We start from the raw sequence: 24,301 nt of genomic DNA, 5'->3' as shown, positions 1-24,301 counted from the left end.
CATTCAGCACTTGGCCGGGATGAAAGATTCCAAAGTCATCGTGGCGATTAACAAAGACGAAGAAGCCCCCATTTTTCAGGTGGCTGACTACGGTTTGGTTGCGGACCTCTTTGATGCCGTACCGGAACTGGAAAAAGAGCTGGGTTAACCCCCGGCTCTTTGCCTAACCGCCTTATCTTTAACAGACAGCAAAAGAGGGACCATGTCTGTAGAAATCAAAACGATCGGCGTTATTGGCGCCGGACAAATGGGTAACGGGATCGCGCATGTCGCTGCCGTTTCCGGCTTCACGGTGAAACTGATCGACGTCAGTGCGGATGCATTGGAAAATGCGGTTGCCACCATCAAGAAAAACCTGGATCGTCAGGTAAGAAAAGAAAAGATTTCCGGCGAAGATCGTGACACGGCTATGGCCTTGATCGAAACCTCCACCGCGATGTCTGCTCTGGCTTCTGCTGATTTGGTTATTGAAGCGGCAACAGAAAACGAAGAAATCAAAAAAATGATCTTCAAGCAGGTCTGCGAAGTTGTCGGACCGGAGTGCTTGCTGGCTTCCAATACCTCTTCTATTTCCATCACACGTCTGGCTGCCTCTACTGACCGTCCGGCACGTTTTATCGGTATGCACTTTATGAACCCGGTGCCTGTGATGAAACTGGTGGAATTGATCCGCGGGATTGCCACGGATGAAGAAACCTACAACACGATCAAGACAATGACGGCCAAAATGGACAAGACTTCTGTCTCTGCAGAAGATTTCCCGGCCTTCATCGTAAACCGTATCCTGTTACCGATGATCAACGAAGCCGTTTACACCCTTTATGAAGGTGTCGGTTCTGTCGACTCCATCGATACAGCCATGCGTCTGGGTGCAAACCATCCGATGGGCCCGCTGCAACTGGCGGATTTCATTGGTCTGGACACCTGTCTGGCGATCATGAACGTCCTTCACGAAGGCTTGGCCGATACCAAATATCGCCCGTGCCCGCTTCTCGTGAAATATGTGGAAGCTGGCTGGCTCGGTCGCAAGACCGGTCGTGGTTTCTATGACTACAGCGGTGACGAACCGGTCCCGACCCGCTAAGTCAAACCGATCAAGCAAAACCCCGCCGGTTCAGATCCGCGCGGGGTTTTCTTTTTTTTAGAAAGGAGGTTCCCATGACGATCAACTGGTTTTGTCTCGCTTTTTGCGATTTAAATACGGAACAGCTTTATGAAATTATGCAGTTGCGGGTCAATGTCTTCATCGTCGAACAAAACTGTCCTTTTCCTGACCTTGACGGGTACGACACACAAAACAGCGTGCAACATATCATCGGATATCAGGATGGTAAAATCATCGCCTATGCCCGCTTATTGCCCCCCGGTGTCAAATATGATTATCCGAGTATCGGTCGGGTTATTACCCATGCAGACTATCGCAAAGACGGGTTAGGGCACAGACTTATGAAAACGGCTTTGAATCAATGCCAGATCCTATGGCCCAAACAAAAAATCTTCTTACAGGCCCAACAGCACCTTGAAGGATTTTACCTGAAGCATGGTTTCCAAACATGCTCAGAAACCTATCTGGACGACAACATCCCCCATATCGATATGATCCGGCCTTGAAGGCCCCCATGCCCTTATTGAAAAATTCTATTTTCTTGAAAAGAGCGTTCGGCAATTTCATCAAGTTGCTGATACGGAACACATTCAAAATATTCAGCAACAAAATAAATTCCTTCCGTGCAAACTTTTGCAATCGTCTGATCCAGTCGTTTTTTCAAATCGGCATCATCGGAATGATTCTTGGAAATTGATCTCCACGCTCTGGAAACTAGGAAATCTGCCTGTCCATACTCTTTTTCTTCCCACCGCCCAACAGCCAAATCCATGACCTGCTGAACGGTTTCTTGATTAGACGATCCAAGTCTTTTTTCCAGATGAAGCAAAATATTTTCTGCAATTTTGTTCGCCGTTTCAAAATCCTGAATGTTTCGGTAATGTTGGACCACCGTTTGTAAATAGTTTGTTAGAAAATCACTTTGAGGTTCTAGAACATTTTCCGCATACTCTTGTAAATTTAATATTAACTGGTTTGCCATAACGTTTTCACCCGCAAAGAGTAAATAAGAAATCCTCTTTCCATAGGCTTTCGGCAGTTCTTTCGCCATCGGATTCATTTTTTCCAATCTGGAAGTTGCCAAATTCTGCACCATCACAGCCTCATAATAGTTTTGCTGTTCTGCAAAACTATCTGCCAGTCTTGTTAAAAAACTAAATTCCGTTTCATTTGGGTCGTATGTTCCATCAAAGTAAGTCTTCAGATACAACGGCAATGTTCTTTGATAGGCACCACGTCCATTAAAAGCCAACCACCACAACATCTTGAAATGTCGTTCGGGGATCTCTTCGCGTTTTGGATAAACTTTATAATCTTCTTCCGCATAAGACAAAATAACATCAGGGTTTGTATATTTACGCGTATCTAAAATAATTCTCGTATCTACAAGTGCGATATCTTCTTGAAGCTTTATAACCTGCGGAGCATCTGCCCCATGCACAGACGCAACATAAGGAAGTGCCGCTTGTAACATCTCTTTTGCTTTTGAAAATTCTTTAGTCTGTAAATAATAGCGACCAAAATCACCATATAAGGCGCCATATTCCTTAATATTCTTGGAATTGATGTTTTCCAATAAGTTAAATGCTATTTGATACATTTGATCGGCAGCGTAATATTCTTTACTCTCTCGTAAAGAATTGGCCATCAAATGATATGTTCGAAATACATAGAGCGGATACTCCTCTTTTCGTAAACGCAACATATAACTGAACATAGAAGCATTTTTATAAGCCTGCTTATATTGTCCAGCCTCATAATTAAGCCAACCCAATTCATCATAATAGCGCAAGGTCAATTCATGCCATTGGCCTAATTCAAATTCTGCAGTGAACTGCGCGTGTTTCAAGAAATGAAGAGCTTTCTCTTTATTTCCTTCCTTTAAAAATAAGTTGGAAATCCGGTACAGCAAAGTTGCAAAAAATGGGTCTGCTCTTCTGTCAAAACCTTCTACTTCTGCCAGCTTGCCCGTTTCAATAAAGAGAGAAAGTGCAATTTCATCTTTTCCCTGTTGGGCATATATATCAGCTAATTTCCGTAAAGAATGCACAAGTTCTTTTTCTGGTCTTGATTGATGAAGTTTACGAAATTGATGAAGAAGCCTCTTATATGTTTCATCGGAGTTAGCTATGCCTGAAACAACAGTACGCAATATCGAAACCACTTTTGGCGCATCATGTGTTGTTTCCACTTGATCACGCTCAGTCATCTCAATCACACTCTGTTGCGACGAGAAACCATCTTTAGGAAGTAAAAATATAAGAAATAATATCCCTAAAGTTGTTATCCTGAACATAATTCTCTCCCCCTCTTAATCATATTTCTTTTCAATCACTTAGATTAGAAGCTAATCGTCCAGTCCCACAAGCGCATTGGCAAACGCGCGGGCTTCAAAGGGACGCAGGTCTTCAGCAGCCTCGCCCACACCGATGGCATGGACGGGTTTGCCGAAACGTTCTGCCAAAGACACCGTCACACCGCCTTTGGCGGTGCCGTCCAGTTTGGTCACGATCAGGCCCGTGACATTGACGATTTTATCAAAGGTTTCTACTTGGGAGTGGGCGTTTTGACCGACTGTGGAGTCCAAGACCAAGACCGTATCATGCGGGGCGGTTTCATCGACCTTTTTGATAACGCGCACGACCTTTTCCAACTCATCCATCAAGTGTGCCTTGTTTTGCAGGCGTCCTGCTGTATCGATTAACAGAACATCGCATCCATCGGCCTGTGCCTGTACCACCGCATCATAGGCAAGGGCGGCCGCATCTGCACCCGTTTCCTTGGCAATGACGGGCACGTTGGTGCGTTCCCCCCAGACTTTCAGTTGTTCAACGGCTGCGGCACGGAAGGTATCGCCTGCCGCCAACATGACTTTCAGACCTTGCTCGCTATAGATTTTAGCAAGCTTGCCAATGGTGGTGGTTTTACCCGAACCGTTCACACCACAGACCAAAACCACATGGGGCTTGCGTCCGGTTTGCACATCCAGCGGCTTTGTGACGGGCTCGAGAATAGGGACGATCTCATCTGCCAAAGCAGCCTTTAATTCTTCGCTAGAGATATCTTTGCCAAAACGGTTTTTCGCAATGCCTTGAACGATTTTAGAAGCGGTTGAAATACCCATGTCAGAGGTAATCAGCAGGTCTTCCAGTTCTTCCAGTGCCTCGTCATCCAGCTTGCGTTTGGTGAAAATATCACCAATCCCGCTTGTCAATTTATTGGAAGATTTGCTCAAGCCCGCTTTAAGACGGGATAACCAGCCTTTTTTTTCAGTCATGTGATATGATTTCCCCGATAAGACTTCCGTCCTGAATTCCCGTGATTTTTGCGCTGACGATTTGGCCTGCTTCGGCGGCACTTGTCAACTGCACGGGGCAATAATGTTCGCAATGTCCGGCATTATTTTTTTCAACCAAGACCGAAACAGTTTTATTAAGACGCGATGCCATAAAATCATCCAATGCCGCTTCACCAAGAGCGCGAATTCTCGCCGCACGTTGTTTGCGGATCGCACCGGGCACCTGTGGCATACGGGCCGCAGGCGTCCCTTCACGCGGGCTGAAGGGAAAGACATGGGCAAAAGTGATGCCGCAGCGATCCAGCGTTTCCAGCGTTGTGGCAAACATCTCGTCCGTTTCAGTCGGAAAACCCGCAATAAGATCGGCCCCAAAGACCGCATCGGGGCGCAACGTGCGGATTTTATCACACAAGGAAATGGCATCCACAATGGTATGGCGGCGTTTCATGCGTTTAAGGATCATATCCTCACCCGATTGCAGGCTGAGGTGAAAATGCGGCATCAAACGTGGCTCGCGTGCGATAACCTCCAACAGGTCCGCATCAATCGCTGCCGGATCAAGGGAGCTCAGACGCAAACGCGGCAATTCAGGCACATTGCTAAGCACACGGCGCACCATCTGCCCAAAGGTCGGCTTACCCGGCAGATCAGGCCCATAAGAGGTGACATCCACGCCCGTCAAGACCACCTCTTTGTAGCCCCGTTCCACCAGGTTTTTCACCCGGTCGACAATTTCCCCAATGGAAACCGAACGGTTTGGCCCGCGCCCAAAAGGAATAATGCAGAACGTACAACGATGATCACAGCCTTGCTGAACCTCGATAAAGGCGCGGGTATGACCATCAAACCCATCAATTAAATGATTGGCCGTTTCGCGCACCTGCATAATGTCGGTGACTTCGATCAGTTCGGTGCGCTCGGGTAAAAAGCTTTCGACTTCCAGCTTTTCCTTATTGCCGATCACACGATCGACTTCGTCCATTTCTGCAAAGGCTTCCGGGTCGATTTGGGCAGCGCACCCTGTCACGATAATTTTGGCATTGGGGTCGGATTTACGCATCTTGCGGATGGTTTGACGCGCCTGTCGCACTGCTTCGCCTGTCACCGCGCAAGTATTGATAATAATCGCATTTTCCAAGCCGGCGTCGCGTGCGTTTTTACGCATCACTTCAGACTCATATGTATTGAGCCTACATCCCAGTGTGACGACCTTTGCCTCGCTCATCAGATCACGCCTGCCCCGGATAAACAGCCGGATCAAACGATCCGCTGAACGCACGGCTCGCGGGACCCGTCATTAAAATTTCACCGTTTTCAAGCCATTCAATCGTCAACGGACCACCGTCCAAAATCACCTCGGCTTTGCGTCCTTGGATCATACCACGACGGACCGCGGCGACCAGCGTGGCACATGCCCCGGTCCCGCAAGCCTGTGTAATACCGACACCGCGTTCCCACACCCGCATCCGCAGACGGTTCCCATCCAGTTTACTGACCACTTCCACATTGATACGTTCGGGGAAGAAAGGATGCGTTTCCACATGCGGGCCTGCTGCCATCAGGTCAATCGCTTCACAATCATCGACAAAATAAACCGCATGGGGATTGCCCACGTTGACCCCAACCGGACCTTCCAACGGGCCAACGGTCACGGGCATGTTCAGGGTATCACATTCTTCTGCTGTGGGGATTTCATCCCAGTTTAAACGGGCCGGGCCCATATTGACACACACGTTGCCCTTTTCACCCGCACTGGCATGTAACAAGCCGACAACCGTTTCAACGACCACATCGGATTTACCCGTTTCATCCATGAGAATACGCGCAATACATCGCGTGGCATTACCGCAGGCTTCGACCTCGTTGCCATCGGCATTACGAATACGCATGAAAACGTCGGCATCCTTATGTTGCGCCGTTTCCATCACGATAAACTGGTCACACCCCGCCCCTGTGCGTCGGTCGGCCATCGCCTGCACCTGACTTACAGATAACTCAATCGGGGTTGTACGTGCATCCAGCACGACAAAATCATTGCCGAGCCCATGCATCTTGATAAAGGGTAATCCTGACATAGTGTGAGTATATATGTTCTATTGCGCGTGAGAGTCCATAGCAAATCGCGGTTTCTTTTGCTATAATACTCCTTGTTATGAGCTATATTGATGCCACATTGCAATTAAGTCAGTACGGGGCCTTTGTTGGTGGTGCAACGCCTTTGCGCCCAACGGTCGGAACCGGACACGTGCCTGTCGGGTTTCAGGCGGAAATCATTGATGGTCAATATTATCCCGATCGCCCCCTGCCGCTCAGTTACAGACCGCTGGAAAATCCGTTTGGATCATCCTTACCCATTATCAATGCCATGCAGGACAATTATGGGGCCGGGGCGACACCTTTTGGCGCGGTTGCACAGCTTTATGCCAATCAAAACAAATTCACCGCCGCCCTTGTTGCGGGGCGCGATGCGGATAACGGTCTGAACTTACGGGCATGATCTGCGCCTGTTCAGCCAACATCTATTCTTAAAAATTTATCCATATGGAAACGCGCATGTTCGCGGTGATATCTATATTTTGCCCCAATAGGACAAGCCCGTCGCGCCAGACACCCATTATGCATACAGGACCCCTCCAACTTTTTATTCAGGTGATCCAAACATTTCTGGAATTTAAACGTACCCTCGACAAAAGCATCGACAGGGCAACTCACCAGGCAAGGCTTTAACTCACATGCTATACAGGGAGAGGCAATCTCTTCACGGACCGGAAGGCCTGACACGGGTTCTTCAAAAACCAACGCCGCACGATAGGCATGCCACAAGCCATATTCAGGATGAATAAGCGGACCAATCGGGGATGGAAAAACCGCTTCCGCCTTCATCGCCCACCTCTGAAACGGCATAAAAGGGGGACCAATAAAGGGATAGAGTGCCTCTGCCCCAAAATCAACCGCAATGGGGTCGATATGACGTTTGGTCCACTCATCCAATGGATTGGGTTCAACCCAATCATCATAGGCTGGTCCGAATTCTTTCCAGATATCTGATCCGGTATTTCCGACCAGAATATAGGTTTTATCCTCGTCCACAAAACCACCGCGCAGACAGAGCCCCAGTGCCTTGACCGAGTTTTCTATATCGCGGTAGTCGACCATCCTGTTTGTGTCCTAAGCCCGCGCCCAGCCTTGATGCTGGAAAAAAACAATGACGACAATGGGCAGTACCATGATTGCAAAATCACTGACGGCACGGATCGGAGCCTGCGCAAGAAACATGACATCCGCAACTTCGATCGCCACCGTCAAAATAATAAGCGGGGCAATGCACACCAGCCGCGTCATCGGTAAACGAAAGATCAAACCTGTCACAAGCCAAATCAGCAAACCAAGCACGATTAAGGTCGCATCATTGCTAAATGGAAAGAATGTCATCACTTCTGATTTAATGGTGCCGTACATGTCTTTACCTTAAAAAAAATTTGATCTCCGCATTGGTATAGAAACTAACAAACAAAGTTTAAAATTTGGTTTCTTTCAAATACGGGAAATATTATGAATGAAAATCTATCTTGAATTAAAAATGCCCCATCCCATATCCTTTCATAGATAAGGAATAATACGTAAGGGCACTGAAATGTTATGGGCATTAATCGGCTTTATCGGAATGCTAATGATTACGAGCTTCTTCCTCTATACACAGATCAAATAAGCCGTTTAGAGTTAATCAACATTATCGATCAGTCTGGCTTTTCCTAGAAAAGCCGCCGCCAAGACACGGATCGGCTCCCCTTTTTTTGCCTCAGAAGTTAAATCATCACCGTGGCAGATTGCCACGTAATCAACCTTTTGAAACCCGGCATCCAACAATTGCTGGGCCGCCCATTTCGAAAGGGCTTCGGCTTTTCCACCAACCTTGAAACGTTCTGAAACTTCCGAGATTGTCCGATAAAGTGTTGGTGCAATGGCGCGTTCTTCATCCAGCAAATAGGCATTGCGAGATGACATGGCCAAACCGTCCGGTTCGCGCACCGTGGCGACGCCTTCAATTATGACCGGAATATTCAAATCCGCCGCAAACCGTTTGATGACATTGAGCTGCTGATAATCTTTTTCCCCGAAAAAGGCGTAATCCGGCAGAACTTGCAACAAAAGCTTGGTAACCACGGTTGCCACGCCATCAAAGAAACCGGGGCGAAAACGGCCTTCTAGAATGTCCCCAAGCCCGGCAACCGACACTTTTGTCACGCCACCGTCCTTACCATACATTTCATCCACATCGGGAGCGAACAACAGGTGTCCCCCCGCACTTTCCAGTTTCGCGGCATCTTCCTTTTCTGTTCGGGGATAGGTTCCGAAATCTTCATTCACGCCAAATTGTTTGGGATTTACAAAAATCGTTGCAATTACCCGATCGCATTTTTCCAAGGCTGTGCGCACCAATGTCAAATGCCCCTCATGCAGCGCCCCCATTGTCGGCACCAAACCAACCTTTAAGCCAGCCCCGCGCCAATCTGCGACCACGGCGCGCATATCGGCAATCGTGCGCACAATCTGCATTTATTTATCCTCTTTCTTTTCAGCCACCGGGGGATTGTTATGGCCCATATTGCCTTTATACCCAAAGCAATGTTCCGGCGCCGGGAACGCACGTGTACGGACTTCACCGCGATAATCCATGACCGCTTGTGTGATCATTTCATCCATTTGCGCATAACGTTTAACAAATTTCGGTTTAAATTCGGCAAACAACCCGATTAAGTCTTCTGTCACCAGAATTTGGCCATCACATTGCGGGGAAGCCCCGATGCCGATTGTCGGAACATCAATTTCATTGGTAATGCGCACACCCAAGGGTTCCACAACCCCTTCAACCACCACGCAGGAGGCCCCGGCCTTTGCCACCGCTTTGGCATCTTCGACAATACGTTCAGCAACTTCTTCTGACCAACCTTGCGATTTAAACCCGCCAAAAGCATGCACAGATTGCGGTGTCAGACCAATATGGGCCACAACCGGAATACCACGGGCCACCAAGAAGGAAATCGTTTCCGCCATTTCCACGCCGCCTTCCAGCTTCACGCCGGAACAACGGGTTTCCGCCATAACGCGCGAACAATTGCGAAAGGCCATTTGCGGCGACTCTTCATACGATCCAAACGGCATATCCACGATGACGCAGGCTTTGTCCGAACCACGGATCACACCTTTACCGTGGGCAATCATCATTTCAACCGTGACACCCAGCGTGCTGTCCATACCATAAAGCACCATACCCAAGCTATCACCTACCAAAATCAGGTCCACATGATCATCGATCAGACGGGAAATAGACGTGGTGTAGGCGGTTAGACATACAATGGGATCGGCCCCTTTACGGGCAACCAAATCGGTTAATGTGATACGTTTGGTATTGGTCGCTTTGCTCATAGCGGCTTCCTTTAAATTTTCTCTTCAGGCGGTAACGGTTTATCATCGTCATCGTAAAGAATACGGCTGGCGTTGCCTTCCATATCGTCATATTGGCCTGATTTCAGTGCCCATAAAAAACCCGCCAGTCCAAGACCGCCAAGCAACAACATGGCCGGAATAAGATATAACAGACTTGTCACGACACTTTTCCTTTACTTAATCGAAGGGCGTTGGCTATGACTACCAAAGAAGAGGTCGACATGGCAACCGCCGCAATTAATGGCGTTACATAACCCGCAATCGCCAGCGGGATGGTGACACTGTTATATAAAAACGCCAAGCCAAAGTTTTGCTTAATCAGGCGTTCCGCCTTGCGTGCCACACCCAACACTTCCAAAACAGCTTTTAATTTATCGCCTTGAAAAACCGCATCTGCCGTGGTTTGCGACACATCAATCGCGGTTGAAGGGGACAACGAAACATGCGCTGCAGCCAAAGCAGGCGCATCGTTTAACCCATCGCCCACCATCAACGCGGCTTCCATATGTGTCAACGCCTCACATTTGTCTGCCGGGCTGCATTGTGCTTTCCAGTCCTGAATATTTAATTCTTCGGCAACTTTACGCACAGGTTCCACCCGGTCACCCGACAACAGGTGCGTTTGATATGAAGCCTGTAAACGGGTAACGACTTCTTTGGCATCAGGACGTAAGTGATCGGCAAACTGCAAGCAAACCGGTACACCATCGCCTTTATCCAGCCAAAGTTCCGGTCCGTCGCTTAAGGGTGCCTCCGCCAGCCCACACCATTGACGACTACCAAGGCGCACCTTTTCCCATTGCAATCCACACCCGGGAACTTCCAACACACCCGATTTGACCGCGATATGGGGAAGTGCACGACACAGGGCTCGTGATAACGGATGTTTGCTGGTGCCAGCAAGGGCAGCTGCCAGTTCCAGATCGGTTTGTGCAATCTTTTCTTTATTGACCAGTTCAGCACGCCCTAACGTCAATGTCCCGGTTTTATCAAAAACGATGTTTTTAACGTGGGCCAGACGTTCCAACGCCGTTCCTGTTTTTACCAGAATGCCTTGACGCATTAAACGCCCGGATGCAATCACCTGCACAACCGGCACTGCCAAGGCCAAGGCACACGGGCAGGTAATAATCAAAACAGCAATAGCGTTCAATAAGGCTTCGTTCCAGACAACACCGGCAAAGAAAAACCAGTATATAAAGGTGCCAAATGATAACAGATGCACAACCGGTGCATAATAACGTGCAACGCGATCCGCCAAGGCCACATAATTGGCCCGTCCGGCTTCTGCTTCTTCCATCAAGCGGACGATTTCTGCCAGAAGTGTCCCTTCGCCAGTTGCCAACACACGGATTTTTATCGGGGCCGACAGATTAACCGTCCCGGCAAAGACTTTATCTTCAACCTTTGCCATCACAGGAACGCTTTCCCCGGAAATCAGGCTGGTATCGATATCGGATATGCCGTCGATAATTTGACCATCCACCGCCACCCGTTCCCCGGCGGCACAAAGGACAACCATCCCGACCTTCACCTGTTCGGGCGGCAACAAAGTCTTGTTCCCGTCCTCAGACAGAACCGTAACAGCCACCGCATTCAGACCCAGCAGATGTTCCGCTGCCCCACGGGCACGACCACGCGCGCGTCGATCCAGATAACGTCCGATCAATAAGAAAAACAGCAAGCTGATTGCGGAATCAAAATATGCATGTTCCGCCCCGTTGATCACTTGAAACAGGCTCATACCTGCGGCCAATAAAACGGCCAAAGATATGGGAACGTCCATATTCAAACGACGCGCTTTTAAGGCCGTCAGGGCCGATCGGTAAAACGGGCGTCCGGCATAGGCAACCGCGGGCAAAGCAACAAGCGCGGATAACCAGTGCATAAAATCACGCGTGCTTTCCATCATGCCCTGACTGTAACCTGCCCAGATGGAAACACTGAATAACATCACGTTGGCCGCCGCAAAGCCTGCAACCGACATTGCGCGCAACAGTTCTTTTTCCTGCTTTTCATTTTCAGAATTTAACAGACACGGATCGTAAGGCACCAGCCGATAGCCCAGAGCCGAAATCTTGGCAATCAGATCATTGGGATCGAGAGCCTCTTCGCGCCATTTCAAGACAAGCCGGCGGGTTGACATATTCACACGCGCCTGAACGATGCCATCTTGTTTACCCAAAACCGTTTCGATTAACCAGACACAGGCCGCACAGTGGATACCCTCCACCATTAAATACAGGGTCTTCAGGCCATTTTCATCATTGATATGGGCACGATAGTCAATTTTCACCACATCATCTTCAGGACGTAAAACTTTAGCATCCGGGTCGATAACCCGGCGCTCGTAATACGTTTTTAAACCTAACCCATTAATCAGTTCATAGGCGCCTCGGCACCCCTTACAGCAAAAATCCGCGCCCCCTTCTGAGTGTTGAGGAACCGGATCACCGCAATGAAGACAATCTGTGGTCATAACTTAAAGTCGATGCTCTAAAACAGGCGTTCTCCCCCTGTTTTCACAAAGAGAGAGCACCCAAAAAAAACTATTCTACAACAACCCGTTCAACAAGCTGATATTGTCGACCTTTGCTGACGGCATGAATACGAACTTTCCATTGTCCATGCAAGGACAGCATCACTTCGCCACCCACTACGCCGGGGCCCATAACTTCAGCTGCTTGATCCACATCCAGACCTTCACTTGTCGGTCGAATGAAAAACGCATGAGCCTTCAATCCATCAACAGGTTTCCCGTCATGATCCAAAAAAGTCGCTTGATAGGCAACTTTGCGGCTGTCCCCGTTACTTTCGATCGGACGGACAACCAATTTCACATCCCAGCCCAAAGCTTTTTGTGCCTTGGCACCGCTCACGTTATTGTCATATGCAAGGCCTTTAACATAGTGGTCCTTGGTTTCCAGTCCCGTCCAGCTATCGAAGGCAAAAAACATCATAATGCCGTTCACGGTAACGATTACCAGAAAGAAAGCGACGAAAATCCAAGGGTACCACCACCCCGGTGCGCGTTGTTTAGTCATAAATTATGGTCCACGGAATACGGTTGACTGGCTATGAATTTCGCCGGTTTCAAGATCCTTCAGCACGAAATCAATATCCGTTGATTTCCCATCAAGGGTATGACGACCAGCTTTCATAAAGATACGGTAGCTTCCGATATGGTCAGCTTTCACATCCAATTTCAAGGTCGTTTGGTCTTTTTCTTCCTGGCCGATCATGGTCATGGTCGCCCCATCAAGTCCTTGAATGCTTAATTCATAAGATTTTGGCTGCGATTCCATATTCAAAATCTTATAAGTATAACCATTTCGGATCGTGCCGTCAGAGAGTGTCACAAACAAGGGAGCGCGATCACGAAGAATATTGACTTCAAGACGGTCGCGCATCGACAGACTGAGCATAAGCACAGCCATAACCCCTGTCAGAATAGCAGCATAGATGATCGTGCGAGGCCGCACGAGGTGAACCTGTTTGCCTTTGCCTTCCTCACGGGCCACCATATTGGTGTAACTGTCGTAAGAAATCAGGTTTTTCGGCAACCCCATATTGTCCATCATCACATTACAGGCATCGATACAGAGACCACACCCGATACATTCCATTTGTTGCCCGTTGCGAATATCAATCCCTGTCGGACAGGCCTGAACGCAAAGTCCACAATCTACACAGTGCCCGCGGTCTGTGAAATCTTTATTCTTGGCCCCCTTCATACGCGGTTCCCCACGCCAAGCTTCATAGGTGACCAACAAAGAATCTTCGTCTGTCATGACCCCTTGGAAGCGACCGTAAGGACACATGTAGAAACAAACCTGTTCGCGTGCGAAACCAGCCATCATGTAAGTCATTGCCGTCAGCAACAACAGGGTAACCAACGTCCAGCCGCCGATCTGACCTGTGAAAATTTCTTTGGTAATGGTTGGTGCATCGTTAAAATACCATAAAAACGAAATGGCAAAGAAAACGGAAATCGCCAGCCAAATCACGTGTTTCACAGCGCGCTTCATCAACTTGTTCAAAGACAAAGGCGCCTTATCCAGACGGATCCGCTTGTTGCGATCGCCTTCAACCCAGCCTTCCACCATCATAAACAAATCTGTCCAGACCGTCTGGAAGCAGGCAAAACCGCACCAGACACGTCCGGCAATCGCAGCCGCCGCAAACAAACCAACGGCGGCTAAAATCAAGACACCTGTCAGGTAATAAACTTCCTGCGGCCATATTTCGACCCAGAAAATATAAGCCCGACGACCGGGAAGATCGAATAAAATAGCCTGATCCGGCACACCCGGCCCACGATCCCAACGCAACCATGCAGAAAAATGATAAATGGCCAGAAAAACCCATAACAGAATTGTTTTCCACTTACGGAACGGACCTTTAAAAATACGAGGGTGTACTTTGACACGTTCGGCATAAAGCGGACCGCTACCGTGCCCGCCTGGTTCCTGGGCTTCTTGATTTACGGCTTGTTGTGCGTCAGACATCGTTCAATCTCGATTCAATTATACGTCAGCAAAATTCGTATTTTTTGTACTCTCGTTCACCCCTTGGTGCAATTGATAAACATCAATCAACACTGGCGAAATTAGATTTTTTTTAATAATTATGTTTTTGAAAGCGTCTCAAAACCGTTGGTTTACAAGGAAAAGAATTATATTAAAATATTCTAAAGTTTTAATTTGCTAAATTTTAAAAGGAAAAAAAGAAACGGCTGTCGTTATATATTCACGACAGCCGTTTTCTTGTTTGATCAACTCAAACGTTCCTTACTGACCGCCACCCAAAGAGTGAACGTAGATAGAAACTTGTTTGATCTCTGTTTCGCTCAAACGACCTGTCCAAGCTGGCATAACACCATGATTGGGTTTGGTAATTTGTGCGACAATGCCTTCTTTACCTGCTTTATAGAGCCAGATGCCGTCATTCAGACGCGGTCCACCCAGTTCTTGCACACCAGCGCCATCTTCAGCGTGACATGCAGCACAGTTTTCTTCAAACAGGTCTTTGCCTGCATCCGATCCGCCTTGACCGCCGAGCGTCATAACATAGTCGGCAATTTTTTCAGCGTCCGCTGCTGTGATAATTTCATCAGCAACCAAAGCCGGCATATCGGAAAGGCGTTCTTCGTCGTGACCGGAACGAATGCCATAAAGAACAGTTTGCTGGATATCATCCAACGTACCACCCCAAATCCAATCGTCATCAGCCAAAACCGGGAAATTTTTCGCACCGGAACCTGCAGAACCATGACACGGCTGACAGTTATCCGCAAAAATAACGCGGCCCCCGGCCATAGCGTAGTTCAAAAGTTCAGAATCTGCAGCAACTTCGCTGATTTCTTTCCCTTCGAACTTGCTTGTCCAAGCTTCACGCGATTGAGAAACCGCAGCCATTTCTTTTGCATGTTCCAGACGGTTGGTAGTTCCCCAAACGCCTTTTGCATAATCGTTTAACGTCGGCCATGAGGGATAAACCACCCAATAGCCAATAGACCAAATGATACAAGCATAGAATACGGTCAACCACCACTTCGGTAGCGGAGTATCCAATTCTTTAATGCCGTCCCATTCATGGCCGGTGGTATTTGTGCCCGTCACCGGGTCCTTTTCCACATTTGCCACTGTAACCTCCTTAATCGTCATCCTGCAGGGGAATATTGGCAGCTTCATCGAAGCGGTCCTTATGGCGGGGCCACAAGGCAAATCCAATAATCCCCAAAAACAGGATCAGCAGCCACACGACCCATAACTGTCGTGCGAGTGAGACTATATCGTCCAAGCTCACGCTTGCACCCTATCGAGCCATCTCGCCTTCAGGCTTGTACGTCGTAAAATCTACGAGTGTACCAAGCATCTGAAGGTAAGAGATAAGCGCGTCCAGTTCAGTTACTTTGGACGGATCACCGTCAAAGTCACCAACAACCGCTTTGGGATAACGCGTGAGAACCGCATCAACGTCGCCTTCACCACTTGCTTGCGCAGTGAAATCGGCCGCAGCTTCTGCGATTTGTTCGTCGGTATACGGGTCACCTGCAGCACGCAGTGCTTTCAGGTGGGCACCAGCATCATTGAACGTGAGTTCTTTTTCAGCCAGAAAACCATACATCGGCATAACAGACTCAGGCACAACATCCTGCGGACGGATCAAGTGAGCAACATGCCAGGCGTTGGAATATTTTCCACCCACACGTGCCAGATCCGGCCCTGTACGTTTTGACCCCCATTGGAAGGGGTGATCGTACATGGACTCAGCCGCTAGGCTGTAGTGACCGTAACGTTCAACTTCATCACGGAACGGACGAATTTGTTGAGAGTGGCAAAGATAGCACCCCTCACGAACGTAAATGTTACGACCTGCCAGCTCCAAAGGAGAGTAAGGACGCATGCCGTCCACTTTTTCAATCGTAGAGTCGATTGTGTAAAGCGGCACAATTTGAACCAGACCACCAATAGCTGCGGTAATCAGAATTCCGATCGTCAAAAGGATCGTATTTTTCTCGAAAATTTCGTGTTTCATATCCGATCCCCTTACTCAGCTGCCGCAGATTGCGGTGCAACGAATTCGTCTTCTGTACGCAGGTCACCCTGAATGGTTTTGATAAAGTTCCAAACCATGATCAAAGCACCAAGGACGAAGAGAACACCACCACAAGCACGGATTACGTAGTACGGATGCATCGCTTCAACAGATTCGATGAACGAGTACTGCAAGAAGCCGAGGTCATCGTAAGCACGCCACATCAGGCCTTGCATGATACCGGAAATCCACATCGCTGTGATGTAAAGAACGATACCGATTGTTGCAATCCAGAAATGGTAAGTTACCAAACGCAGCGAGTACAAACGTGTACGACCCCAAAGTTTCGGAATCAGGAAGTACAACGCACCGAAAGATACGAAAGCAACCCAACCCAAAGCACCGGAATGTACGTGACCAACAGTCCAGTCGGTATAGTGCGACAAGCCGTTAACCGCCTTGATCGACATTGCAGGACCTTCGAAAGTGGACATGCCGTAGAACGCAACAGATGCAATCAGGAAGCGCAGTACCGGATCGGTACGCAGTTTTTCCCATGCGCCGGACAACGTCATCAGGCCGTTGATCATCCCACCCCAAGACGGCATCCACAGCATGATAGAGAACGTCATACCGAGAGTTTGCGTCCAGTCAGGCAAAGATGTGTAATGCAAGTGGTGAGGACCAGCCCAGATATATAAGAATACCAACGCCCAGAAGTGGATGATCGACAGACGGTAAGAATATACCGGACGATTAGCCTGCTTCGGAACGAAGTAATACATAAGGCCGAGGAAACCCGCAGTAAGGAAGAAACCTACCGCGTTGTGACCGTACCACCATTGCGTCATGGCATCCTGAACACCGGAAGCCCAGATATAGGACTTGGCAAGGCTATCACCACCGAACAATACAACCGGCAGAGTGATGTTGTTGCCCAGATGCAACATTGCAATAGTCAGAATAAAGGCTAGGTAAAACCAGTTTGCCACATAAATGTGGGAAACACGGCGTGTCATCAATGTGCCCGCAAAGGCGACAAGATACGCTACCCAGACAACAGTCAAAAGCAGGTCAGCATACCATTCCGGTTCTGCATATTCTTTGCCCTGAGTAACCCCCAGAACATAACCCAATGCAGCAATCACGATGAATAGCTGATAACCCCAAAAAATTAAATTTGCCAGCAACTTTCCGCCAAAAAGCGGTGTGCGGCAAGTGCGCTGTACAACGTAAAAAGACGTTGCAAACAAAACAGAACCACCGAAGGCGAAAATTACCGCCGACGTATGGACCGGACGCAGACGACCGAAAGTCGTCCATTCCAGACCTAGGTTCAGCGCCGGAAACGCTAATTGAAAAGCGATGAAAGTTCCGGCGAGAAAGCCGATGACACCCCAGAATGTGGCAGCAAGTACAAACTTACGGACTACGTCCTCGTTGTATGCCACGTCGGAGGCGCCAGTAGCTGTGGTCGCTTGGTTCATGCCGAACTCCTGTTCTTCCCGAAATTTGAACGCAAACTTGTCGACGTATCAGGTTTGTGGACACCCCCCAGCGCCCACAAACCTTAACGACGACTTTACGTCCCGCTTCCAAACCTCGCACCCAAAACATACGAGAATGCGGGCTGGAAGGCTTGAAATATAGCGGCGAATATATGGAGGCGTTTGATCTAAGTCAAATAAAGTTTCCAAGTAATAATAAGTTTATAATGATTATAATCTGCTACTGAATGTAAAAGTGGAATAATAAAAATTTCCACAATGATCTTGTTGATATCTATAAGGCTTTTATTTTAGCACTTAAGTACCAATTCTGGTAACTTGGCACATAGATATGCATACAATGAAAACCTCGAATATTATTTTTTACTTTTACTATACTTATACTTATTACCTTGTTATTGCCATAGATAAGCTTATTACTAAAATTACAAAACATTTAAATATATAACCTATGATTATTGGATATTTTTAACCGAAATATCCTTGTTTTATTCTTCATAAACCCCCATTCTAAGAGACATTCTAGATAGCTTTACTTGGGTTCACGGCAATATGGTCATTCTCAAACATACTCTTCGCATTCCGGCAGTTTTCGTTTTGGTCCTGAGCTTGTTTTTCGGGGCTTCCTGTACGCCCACCCCACAGAAAGATTACCGGGCCAGCCCTGAATCGGCCGGAACTCGCATTGAGAAGCCCCAAATTACGGCAAACCATGCCATAATTGCCGTTGCCAACCCCCATGCGGCACAAGCCGGTTATCGCATCCTCAAGGCAGGGGGTAACGCAATTGATGCCGCTATTGCCACCCAGTTGGTTCTCAACCTTGTTGAGCCACAATCATCGGGAATCGGCGGTGGTGGGTTCTTGCTCCTGTTCGACCCTGTGCAAAATGCCCTGACCAGCTTCGACGGACGCGAAACCGCCCCAGCCAAAGCTGACTCCACTTTATTCATAAAAAAAGACGGCACAAAAATGGGCTTTTTTGAAGCAGCCGTCGGGGGGCGAAGCGTTGGGGTGCCCGGTTTATTACATATGTTGAAACAGGCCCATCGCAAATATGGCCGCATGGATTGGGAGCTTTTATTCAACGACGCCATCAATTTGGCCGAGAACGGGTTTAACGTCTCAGAACGTTTACATAAACTGGTCAGTGCGGATCGTTTTCTAAAAACCGATCCAACAGCACGTACTTATTTCTATAATAAAGACGGTATGGCCCACCCGGTTGGCTATCTTCTCAAAAACCCGGAATTTGCCAACACCTTGCGTCAAATTCAAAACGGTGGGATCGAGTCTTTTTATATAGGGCAACTTGGCGACCGGATTGTGGATAAGGTCCAAACCCATCCCGATAACCCCGGCTTGCTTGGTTCCGATGATTTATTGCTATATCGCAGTGTGGAACGTGACCCTGTTTGTCTGGACTACCGTCAATATAAAGTCTGCGGCATGGCGCCTCCCAGCTCCGGTGGCTTAACCGTTTTGCAAACCTTGGGCCTGATTGAACAATATGATCGCAACAACGATCCCAAACCGACCATTGATCGCAACCATTTATATCTGGAAGCCTCCAAACTTGCTTTTGCCGATCGCAATCACTATATCGCTGATCCGGATTTCGTTGAGGTACCGACACAACAGCTTTTATCCAAAAGTTATCTCATCGGACGACAAACTCAGATCCAGCATGACCGTGTTGTCACCACACCGGCGGAACCGGGCGGCCCGTTCATGTTTACCCGGAAATGGGCCAATGATGATAGTGAACACGGCCTGTCCACCACACATATGAGCATTGTTGACGCCGACGGCATGGTCGTTTCCATGACAACCAGTATCGAAAATGCTTTTGGGTCACGCCAAATGGTTGGCGGTTTCCTGCTTAATAACCAACTCACCGATTTTTCCTTTATGCCCAGTAAAAACGGTCTGCCCGTTGCCAACCGGGTTGAGGCCGGCAAACGTCCGCGCAGTTCAATGGCCCCGACCATCGTTTTGGATCGAACCACGCAAAAACCCGTTCTTGCCATTGGTTCCCCCGGTGGGTCGCGCATTATCGGTTATGTCACCCGCAATTTGATGTCCATTTTAGATGACGGCCTTAATCTGGATAAAGCCCTTGCCCGGGGTCACCTCACCAACCGCAATGGCGCGAGCGAGCTGGAACAAGGCACCGGGGCCGAACAGCAAAAAGCAAAGCTCGAACGCCTTGGTCATTCTGTCAAAATCAAGGAAATGACCAGCGGCTTACATGCAGTGCGCATCCTGCCCGATGGCACTTTACAAGGTGCCGCCGATCCTCGTCGCGAAGGTGTGGCAATCGGCTACTAGCCCATAAACTTGGAACATTTCTTATAAAGACAATAAGTTTTTACTTTTATTATACAGAGTGTAATTTTAAAGAAATTTTATAACAAAAAATACCATAATTTTCTTGTGATATTCTTCTTCTGTGTTACCCCTATGTCGGGATTAGGGGAGGAAAAATCACATGAAAGACGGCCATTTAAACTGTATCGAACCACTGGAATCCATCGAAACCGCAAGTCGGGACGAATTGGAATCCCTGCAGTTAAAACGTCTGAAATGGTCGTTAAATCATGCCTATCAAAATGTGCCCCACTATCGCGCGAAATGTGAAGCCAAAGGTGTGCATCCTGACGATCTCAAAACCCAGACGGATTTGAAACTGTTTCCCTTTACGACGAAACAGGACTTACGTGAAATGTATCCATTTCACAGTTTCGCCGTTCCGATGGAACAGGTTGTGCGTATTCATGCTTCTTCCGGTACAACGGGTCGTCCCACGGTTGTCGGTTATACCAGACAAGATATCAAAACATGGGCAACCATTATGGCGCGGTCCTTACGCGCCGCCGGATTGACCCGCCATGATATTGCCCATGTCGCCTATGGCTACGGTCTGTTTACCGGTGGGTTGGGTTTTCATTACGGGGCAGAGGAACTGGGATGCAGCGTCATTCCCATGTCGGGTGGCCAAACGGAAAAACAGGTTCAGTTGATCCGTGATTTCAATCCGCATGCCTTGATGGCGACACCATCTTACAGTCTGGTTATCGCCGATGAAATGGAACGCCAAGGCTATGATCCCAAACAGTCCAATTTACGCCTTGGTCTTTTTGGCGCAGAACCTTGGTCCAATGAAATGCGAGTCGAAATCGAAAACCGTTTAGGGATTGATGCACTGGATTGTTACGGCCTGTCCGAAGTCATGGGACCGGGTGTGGCAATGGAATGTCTGGACACCAAAGACGGGCCGACCATCTGGGAAGATCACTTCCTGCCGGAAATTCTGGATAAAGACGAAAACCCGATGGAAGACGGCGCATTTGGCGAGTTGTGTTTTACCTCCCTCACCAAAGAGGCCTTGCCCATTATCCGCTATCGGACTCGGGATTTAACCCGCCTTCTGCCCGGCACCGCGCGTCCACATATGCGCCGCATGGATAAAATCACCGGACGTTCTGATGATATGTTGATCATTCGGGGCGTAAATGTTTTCCCCAGCCAAATTGAAGAACAGATTTTGCGCGATGAACGTCTGTCACCGCACTATCATCTGCTGGTCGAACGGGTCGAACATATGGACCGCCTGACCGTCAAAACCGAACTACGCCCAGATACCTATCTGGATCAACGTGAAAATATCGCCCGCAGCCTGCAACTGCACATCAAATCCTATATCGGCATCAGTGCAGCCATCGACGTACTGGACCCCGGGGCCATTGAACGATCCCAAGGCAAGGCCAAGCGTGTGACCGATCTGCGCCCCATTGATAATTCCTCAAGGGGGTAAGGCTGCCCCTGATTTATGCGCCCTTTGTGGTCACACCTGCATCGGCAAAGGTCGCCATGTTGTTATGGCACGCCACGGCTGAGCGCACTAGACCAACAGCCAAAACCGCACCGCTGCCTTCCCCAAGGCGCATATCCATATCAAACAGGGGTTTTTTACCGATTTTTTCACAAATCAACTGATGACCCGGCTCCACTGAATTATGAGCAACAAGACAATGATCCAGCGCACCGGGGCAGGTGACTTCAAGGGCGGCTACGGCACTGGTGCAGACATATCCATCCAGCAAGACCGGAATACGTTTTAGGCGCGCAGCCACAACGGCCCCCGCCATTGCTGCCAATTCACGCCCGCCCAAACAACGCAGCACTTCCAGACCGTCCGTCATCGCATCTTTGTTCACCAGAACCGATTCGCCAACAATTGCGATTTTCTTACCCAATGTGTCGTCATTTACGCCGGTGCCACGCCCAACCCATGTTTCGGCACTCCCGCCAAACAAGCCATGTGCCACGGCAGCAGCCGATGTCGTATTGCCAATTCCCATTTCACCAAGGCACAACAGATCGGTATGGTCTTTTACGGTTGTCATGCCATAGAAGAACGCTTCGGCGCAATCGGCGTCACTCATAGCCGGACCTTGGGAAAAATCGGCGGTCGGTTGATCCAGCGCCATTTCATGGACCTGTAAGTCCACATCAAATGTTGCACACAACTGGTTGACGGCTGCCCCGCCATTAATAAAATTCTGTACCATCTGTGTGGTGACTTCTGCCGGATAAGCCGACACACCGCGTGCAACCACACCATGATTGCCAGCGTAGACATTACAATGAACCGATTTGACACGCGGGGGATAACTGCCCTGCCATGCCGCCATCCAATGGGCAACCTCTTCCAACCGTCCCAGGGAACCTTCCGGCTTGGTCAATTGCGGTTCACGCGCCTGTGCCTGTTGCAACGCATTTTGGGAAAGGGCGGGCAAAACATTCAGGACGTCGCGGATATCTTTTAAAGACTGAACATGGGGTAATGTATTCATGGGGGTTTACTCTCTTTCCCAATGGCAGATGGTTCGCTATAAGATCAATAATCTTTTTTACGTCCCACACATAGCATGCAAGATATGAGCGATACCAGTTCTACATTCGAAAAAACATCCCAATCGCCCCTTGCGTGGGCGGCCGACATACAATTGGCTGTCGTTTTTCTGACGCGCATCCCGTGGCGCTTAAACGGCGACGTCCCGCCACAGGCCTTAAACCGGGCCTTGCGCGCCTTTCCATTGATCGGTTTAATCGTTGGCGGGGGCAGTGCCACGGTCTTTGGCCTTGCACATTTTGCCAACCTGCCCGCTCTCGCCTGTGCCCTATTGGCGATTCTTAGCGCCGTTTTATTAACAGGGGCCTTACATGAAGACGGATTGGCAGACGTTGCCGACGGGTTTGGCGGCGGACAGGACAAGGCCCGGAAACTGGAAATTATGCGCGACAGTCGATTGGGCGCATATGGCGGCCTTGCGCTTGTCTTTAGTATCGGTTTGCGCACCAGCGCCTTGATCGGTTTTGAAGACTGGACCTTGGGCGCAGCCGCCCTCGTCGGTACCGCCTGTTTATCGCGCGTTGCCCCGGCCCTGTTGATCTATATGATGGACCCTGCGCGCAGCGATGGTCTGGCGGCGACAATGGAAAAACCCGCCGGGTTGATTATCTGTCAGTCTCTTGGGCTTGGCGTGGCACTTTTTCTGCTTTGTACACCGGGGGTGGCGGGATGGATTACCCTGTCGGTTTGTACGCTCGCCCTGTTGATCTGGAAAGCCATTGCACAAAACCAGATCGGCGGACAAACCGGTGATGTCTGCGGGGCCAGTCAGCAAATTATCGAAATATCTGCGCTTTTAACATTGGCCTCCCTTTTATGAGTACATTCCCGGACCCCACCCGTTTTTACTGGATCCGGCATGCCCCGGTCAAAGCCATGATGCCCGGGCGCATTTACGGACAACGCGATGTCGGCTGTAATTTGAAAGACATCGATAGCCTCAAACGTCTCGCAGACCTGTTACCCGAAGATGCGCTGTGGGTGACATCGACCTTGTCACGCACAAAAAAAACCGCCAAAGCCATTGCCGCCCAAAAAAACTGGACCATCAACCCCTTGGCCTACAAAGAACTGATGGAACAGAATTTCGGTTTATGGCAAAGCAAGACGTGGGACGAACTGGATGAAGAACCCGCGTCTAAATCTTTTTGGGATGACCCGGCCCATACCTGCCCGCCCGATGGGGAAAGCTTTGCAACCGTCTGCCAACGCGTTGAAAAATGCATAAACCATTTAGGGCGTAAATATCAGGGACAACATATTGTCTGTGTAGCCCACGCCGGAACCATCCGCGCCGCTGCGGCTCAAGCCTTGGGCCTTTCACCTGCCAATGCGTTGAAACTAAAGATAGATACCTTATCAATCAGCCGTTTCAGCTTGTTTGATAACGCATGGGCCGTTGAATGTATCAACGCTTAAGGCGTGTAATTTGTCGCAAATTGATAAATCGCAATGTGGATTAGTTTAATCTAATTTATCCTTAT

Annotated in this window: 24 protein-coding genes and 1 pseudogene; 8 read left to right on the top strand and 17 right to left on the bottom strand. The window is 48.9% G+C overall.

Annotated elements, in window-relative coordinates; all coding sequences use genetic code 11:
• From ACN0VA_RS03165 to ACN0VA_RS03155, 3 genes and pseudogenes are all read left to right on the top strand, one after another.
• A pseudogene (locus ACN0VA_RS03165) lies at positions 1-148 on the top strand (electron transfer flavoprotein subunit alpha/FixB family protein); the annotation flags it as partial.
• Positions 149-202: 54 nt separating this feature from the next.
• Positions 203-1,084, top strand: a complete 882-nt coding sequence (locus ACN0VA_RS03160; protein ID WP_417819736.1) for a 3-hydroxybutyryl-CoA dehydrogenase — start codon at positions 203-205, stop codon at positions 1,082-1,084.
• A gap of 74 nt (positions 1,085-1,158) precedes the next feature.
• Complete coding sequence (locus ACN0VA_RS03155) at positions 1,159-1,611, top strand: GNAT family N-acetyltransferase (protein WP_417819735.1); 453 nt, start codon at positions 1,159-1,161, stop codon at positions 1,609-1,611.
• Positions 1,612-1,625: 14 nt separating this feature from the next.
• On the opposite strand, the gene ACN0VA_RS03150 is transcribed toward ACN0VA_RS03155, so the two are convergent.
• The 4 genes from ACN0VA_RS03150 to dapF are packed head-to-tail and all read right to left on the bottom strand — an operon-like array spanning position 1,626 to position 6,454.
• The gene (locus ACN0VA_RS03150) at positions 1,626-3,401 is read right to left on the bottom strand and encodes a tetratricopeptide repeat protein (RefSeq protein ID WP_417819734.1); all 1,776 of its coding nucleotides are present in this window, start codon (positions 3,399-3,401) and stop codon (positions 1,626-1,628) included.
• Positions 3,402-3,452: 51 nt separating this feature from the next.
• On the bottom strand, positions 3,453-4,382 hold the full coding sequence (gene ftsY / locus ACN0VA_RS03145) for a signal recognition particle-docking protein FtsY (RefSeq protein ID WP_417819733.1): 930 nt from the start codon (positions 4,380-4,382) through the stop codon (positions 3,453-3,455).
• A complete protein-coding gene (gene mtaB, locus ACN0VA_RS03140; protein WP_417819732.1) occupies positions 4,375-5,628 on the bottom strand; it encodes a tRNA (N(6)-L-threonylcarbamoyladenosine(37)-C(2))-methylthiotransferase MtaB in 1,254 nt (417 codons plus the stop codon). Before mtaB ends, ftsY begins: the two co-directional genes overlap by 8 nt.
• A 4-nt stretch (positions 5,629-5,632) precedes the next feature.
• On the bottom strand, positions 5,633-6,454 hold the full coding sequence (gene dapF, locus ACN0VA_RS03135; protein WP_417819731.1) for a diaminopimelate epimerase: 822 nt from the start codon (positions 6,452-6,454) through the stop codon (positions 5,633-5,635).
• Positions 6,455-6,555: 101 nt separating this feature from the next.
• On the opposite strand from dapF, the gene ACN0VA_RS03130 reads away from it, so the two are divergent.
• The gene (locus ACN0VA_RS03130; RefSeq protein ID WP_417819730.1) at positions 6,556-6,900 is read left to right on the top strand and encodes a hypothetical protein; all 345 of its coding nucleotides are present in this window, start codon (positions 6,556-6,558) and stop codon (positions 6,898-6,900) included.
• Between the two features lie 11 nt (positions 6,901-6,911).
• On the opposite strand, the gene ACN0VA_RS03125 is transcribed toward ACN0VA_RS03130, so the two are convergent.
• From ACN0VA_RS03125 to ccoN, 12 genes are all read right to left on the bottom strand, one after another.
• Entirely contained in the window at positions 6,912-7,559 is a 648-nt protein-coding gene (locus tag ACN0VA_RS03125) for a ferredoxin (protein ID WP_417819729.1), read from the bottom strand.
• A gap of 12 nt (positions 7,560-7,571) precedes the next feature.
• Positions 7,572-7,862: a hypothetical protein gene (locus ACN0VA_RS03120; RefSeq protein WP_417819728.1), complete on the bottom strand. Its 291-nt coding sequence runs from the start codon at positions 7,860-7,862 to the stop codon at positions 7,572-7,574.
• 261 nt (positions 7,863-8,123) lie between these two features.
• Entirely contained in the window at positions 8,124-8,960 is an 837-nt protein-coding gene (panC, locus tag ACN0VA_RS03115; RefSeq protein WP_417819727.1) for a pantoate--beta-alanine ligase, read from the bottom strand.
• Positions 8,961-9,830 carry a 3-methyl-2-oxobutanoate hydroxymethyltransferase gene (panB, locus tag ACN0VA_RS03110; RefSeq protein WP_417819726.1) on the bottom strand — a complete coding sequence of 290 codons (870 nt, stop codon included), beginning with the start codon at positions 9,828-9,830 and terminating at the stop codon, positions 8,961-8,963. It lies immediately after the preceding gene.
• Positions 9,831-9,841: 11 nt separating this feature from the next.
• A complete protein-coding gene (gene ccoS, locus ACN0VA_RS03105; RefSeq protein ID WP_417819725.1) occupies positions 9,842-10,012 on the bottom strand; it encodes a cbb3-type cytochrome oxidase assembly protein CcoS in 171 nt (56 codons plus the stop codon).
• Complete coding sequence (locus ACN0VA_RS03100) at positions 10,009-12,330, bottom strand: heavy metal translocating P-type ATPase metal-binding domain-containing protein (protein ID WP_417819724.1); 2,322 nt, start codon at positions 12,328-12,330, stop codon at positions 10,009-10,011. The genes ccoS and ACN0VA_RS03100 overlap by 4 nt, the downstream gene beginning before the upstream one ends.
• Before the next feature lie 70 nt (positions 12,331-12,400).
• Positions 12,401-12,895 carry a FixH family protein gene (locus ACN0VA_RS03095; RefSeq protein ID WP_417819723.1) on the bottom strand — a complete coding sequence of 165 codons (495 nt, stop codon included), beginning with the start codon at positions 12,893-12,895 and terminating at the stop codon, positions 12,401-12,403.
• A 3-nt stretch (positions 12,896-12,898) separates the two neighbouring features.
• Entirely contained in the window at positions 12,899-14,359 is a 1,461-nt protein-coding gene (gene ccoG / locus ACN0VA_RS03090) for a cytochrome c oxidase accessory protein CcoG (RefSeq protein ID WP_417819722.1), read from the bottom strand.
• A 282-nt stretch (positions 14,360-14,641) separates the two neighbouring features.
• Positions 14,642-15,496, bottom strand: coding sequence for a cytochrome-c oxidase, cbb3-type subunit III (gene ccoP / locus ACN0VA_RS03085; RefSeq protein WP_417819721.1), 855 nt, complete (start codon positions 15,494-15,496; stop codon positions 14,642-14,644).
• A gap of 10 nt (positions 15,497-15,506) precedes the next feature.
• Positions 15,507-15,659, bottom strand: a complete 153-nt coding sequence (locus ACN0VA_RS03080) for a cbb3-type cytochrome oxidase subunit 3 (RefSeq protein WP_188666475.1) — start codon at positions 15,657-15,659, stop codon at positions 15,507-15,509.
• A gap of 9 nt (positions 15,660-15,668) precedes the next feature.
• Positions 15,669-16,391, bottom strand: a complete 723-nt coding sequence (gene ccoO, locus ACN0VA_RS03075) for a cytochrome-c oxidase, cbb3-type subunit II (protein ID WP_417819720.1) — start codon at positions 16,389-16,391, stop codon at positions 15,669-15,671.
• A gap of 11 nt (positions 16,392-16,402) precedes the next feature.
• Positions 16,403-17,878: a cytochrome-c oxidase, cbb3-type subunit I gene (gene ccoN, locus ACN0VA_RS03070; RefSeq protein WP_417819719.1), complete on the bottom strand. Its 1,476-nt coding sequence runs from the start codon at positions 17,876-17,878 to the stop codon at positions 16,403-16,405.
• A gap of 573 nt (positions 17,879-18,451) precedes the next feature.
• On the opposite strand from ccoN, the gene ggt reads away from it, so the two are divergent.
• Both ggt and paaK read left to right on the top strand, forming a co-directional pair.
• Positions 18,452-20,230: a gamma-glutamyltransferase gene (gene ggt / locus ACN0VA_RS03065; RefSeq protein ID WP_417819718.1), complete on the top strand. Its 1,779-nt coding sequence runs from the start codon at positions 18,452-18,454 to the stop codon at positions 20,228-20,230.
• Positions 20,231-20,390: 160 nt separating this feature from the next.
• The gene (gene paaK, locus ACN0VA_RS03060; RefSeq protein WP_417819717.1) at positions 20,391-21,716 is read left to right on the top strand and encodes a phenylacetate--CoA ligase PaaK; all 1,326 of its coding nucleotides are present in this window, start codon (positions 20,391-20,393) and stop codon (positions 21,714-21,716) included.
• A gap of 13 nt (positions 21,717-21,729) precedes the next feature.
• On the opposite strand, the gene cobT is transcribed toward paaK, so the two are convergent.
• Positions 21,730-22,758, bottom strand: coding sequence for a nicotinate-nucleotide--dimethylbenzimidazole phosphoribosyltransferase (cobT, locus tag ACN0VA_RS03055; protein ID WP_417819716.1), 1,029 nt, complete (start codon positions 22,756-22,758; stop codon positions 21,730-21,732).
• Between the two features lie 84 nt (positions 22,759-22,842).
• Here cobT and cobS point away from each other — a divergent pair, with 84 nt between their 5' ends.
• Both cobS and ACN0VA_RS03045 read left to right on the top strand, forming a co-directional pair.
• Positions 22,843-23,637, top strand: a complete 795-nt coding sequence (gene cobS / locus ACN0VA_RS03050; protein ID WP_417819715.1) for an adenosylcobinamide-GDP ribazoletransferase — start codon at positions 22,843-22,845, stop codon at positions 23,635-23,637.
• Positions 23,634-24,236 carry a histidine phosphatase family protein gene (locus ACN0VA_RS03045; protein ID WP_417819714.1) on the top strand — a complete coding sequence of 201 codons (603 nt, stop codon included), beginning with the start codon at positions 23,634-23,636 and terminating at the stop codon, positions 24,234-24,236. The genes cobS and ACN0VA_RS03045 overlap by 4 nt, the downstream gene beginning before the upstream one ends.
• Positions 24,237-24,301: the final 65 nt, after the last annotated feature.

It is taken from the genome of Terasakiella sp., from assembly GCF_048267425.1.
Taxonomy (GTDB): domain Bacteria; phylum Pseudomonadota; class Alphaproteobacteria; order Rhodospirillales; family Terasakiellaceae; genus Terasakiella.
Note: the sequence above shows the minus strand (reverse complement) of the source record. Positions and strands in the feature narration are given on the sequence as shown.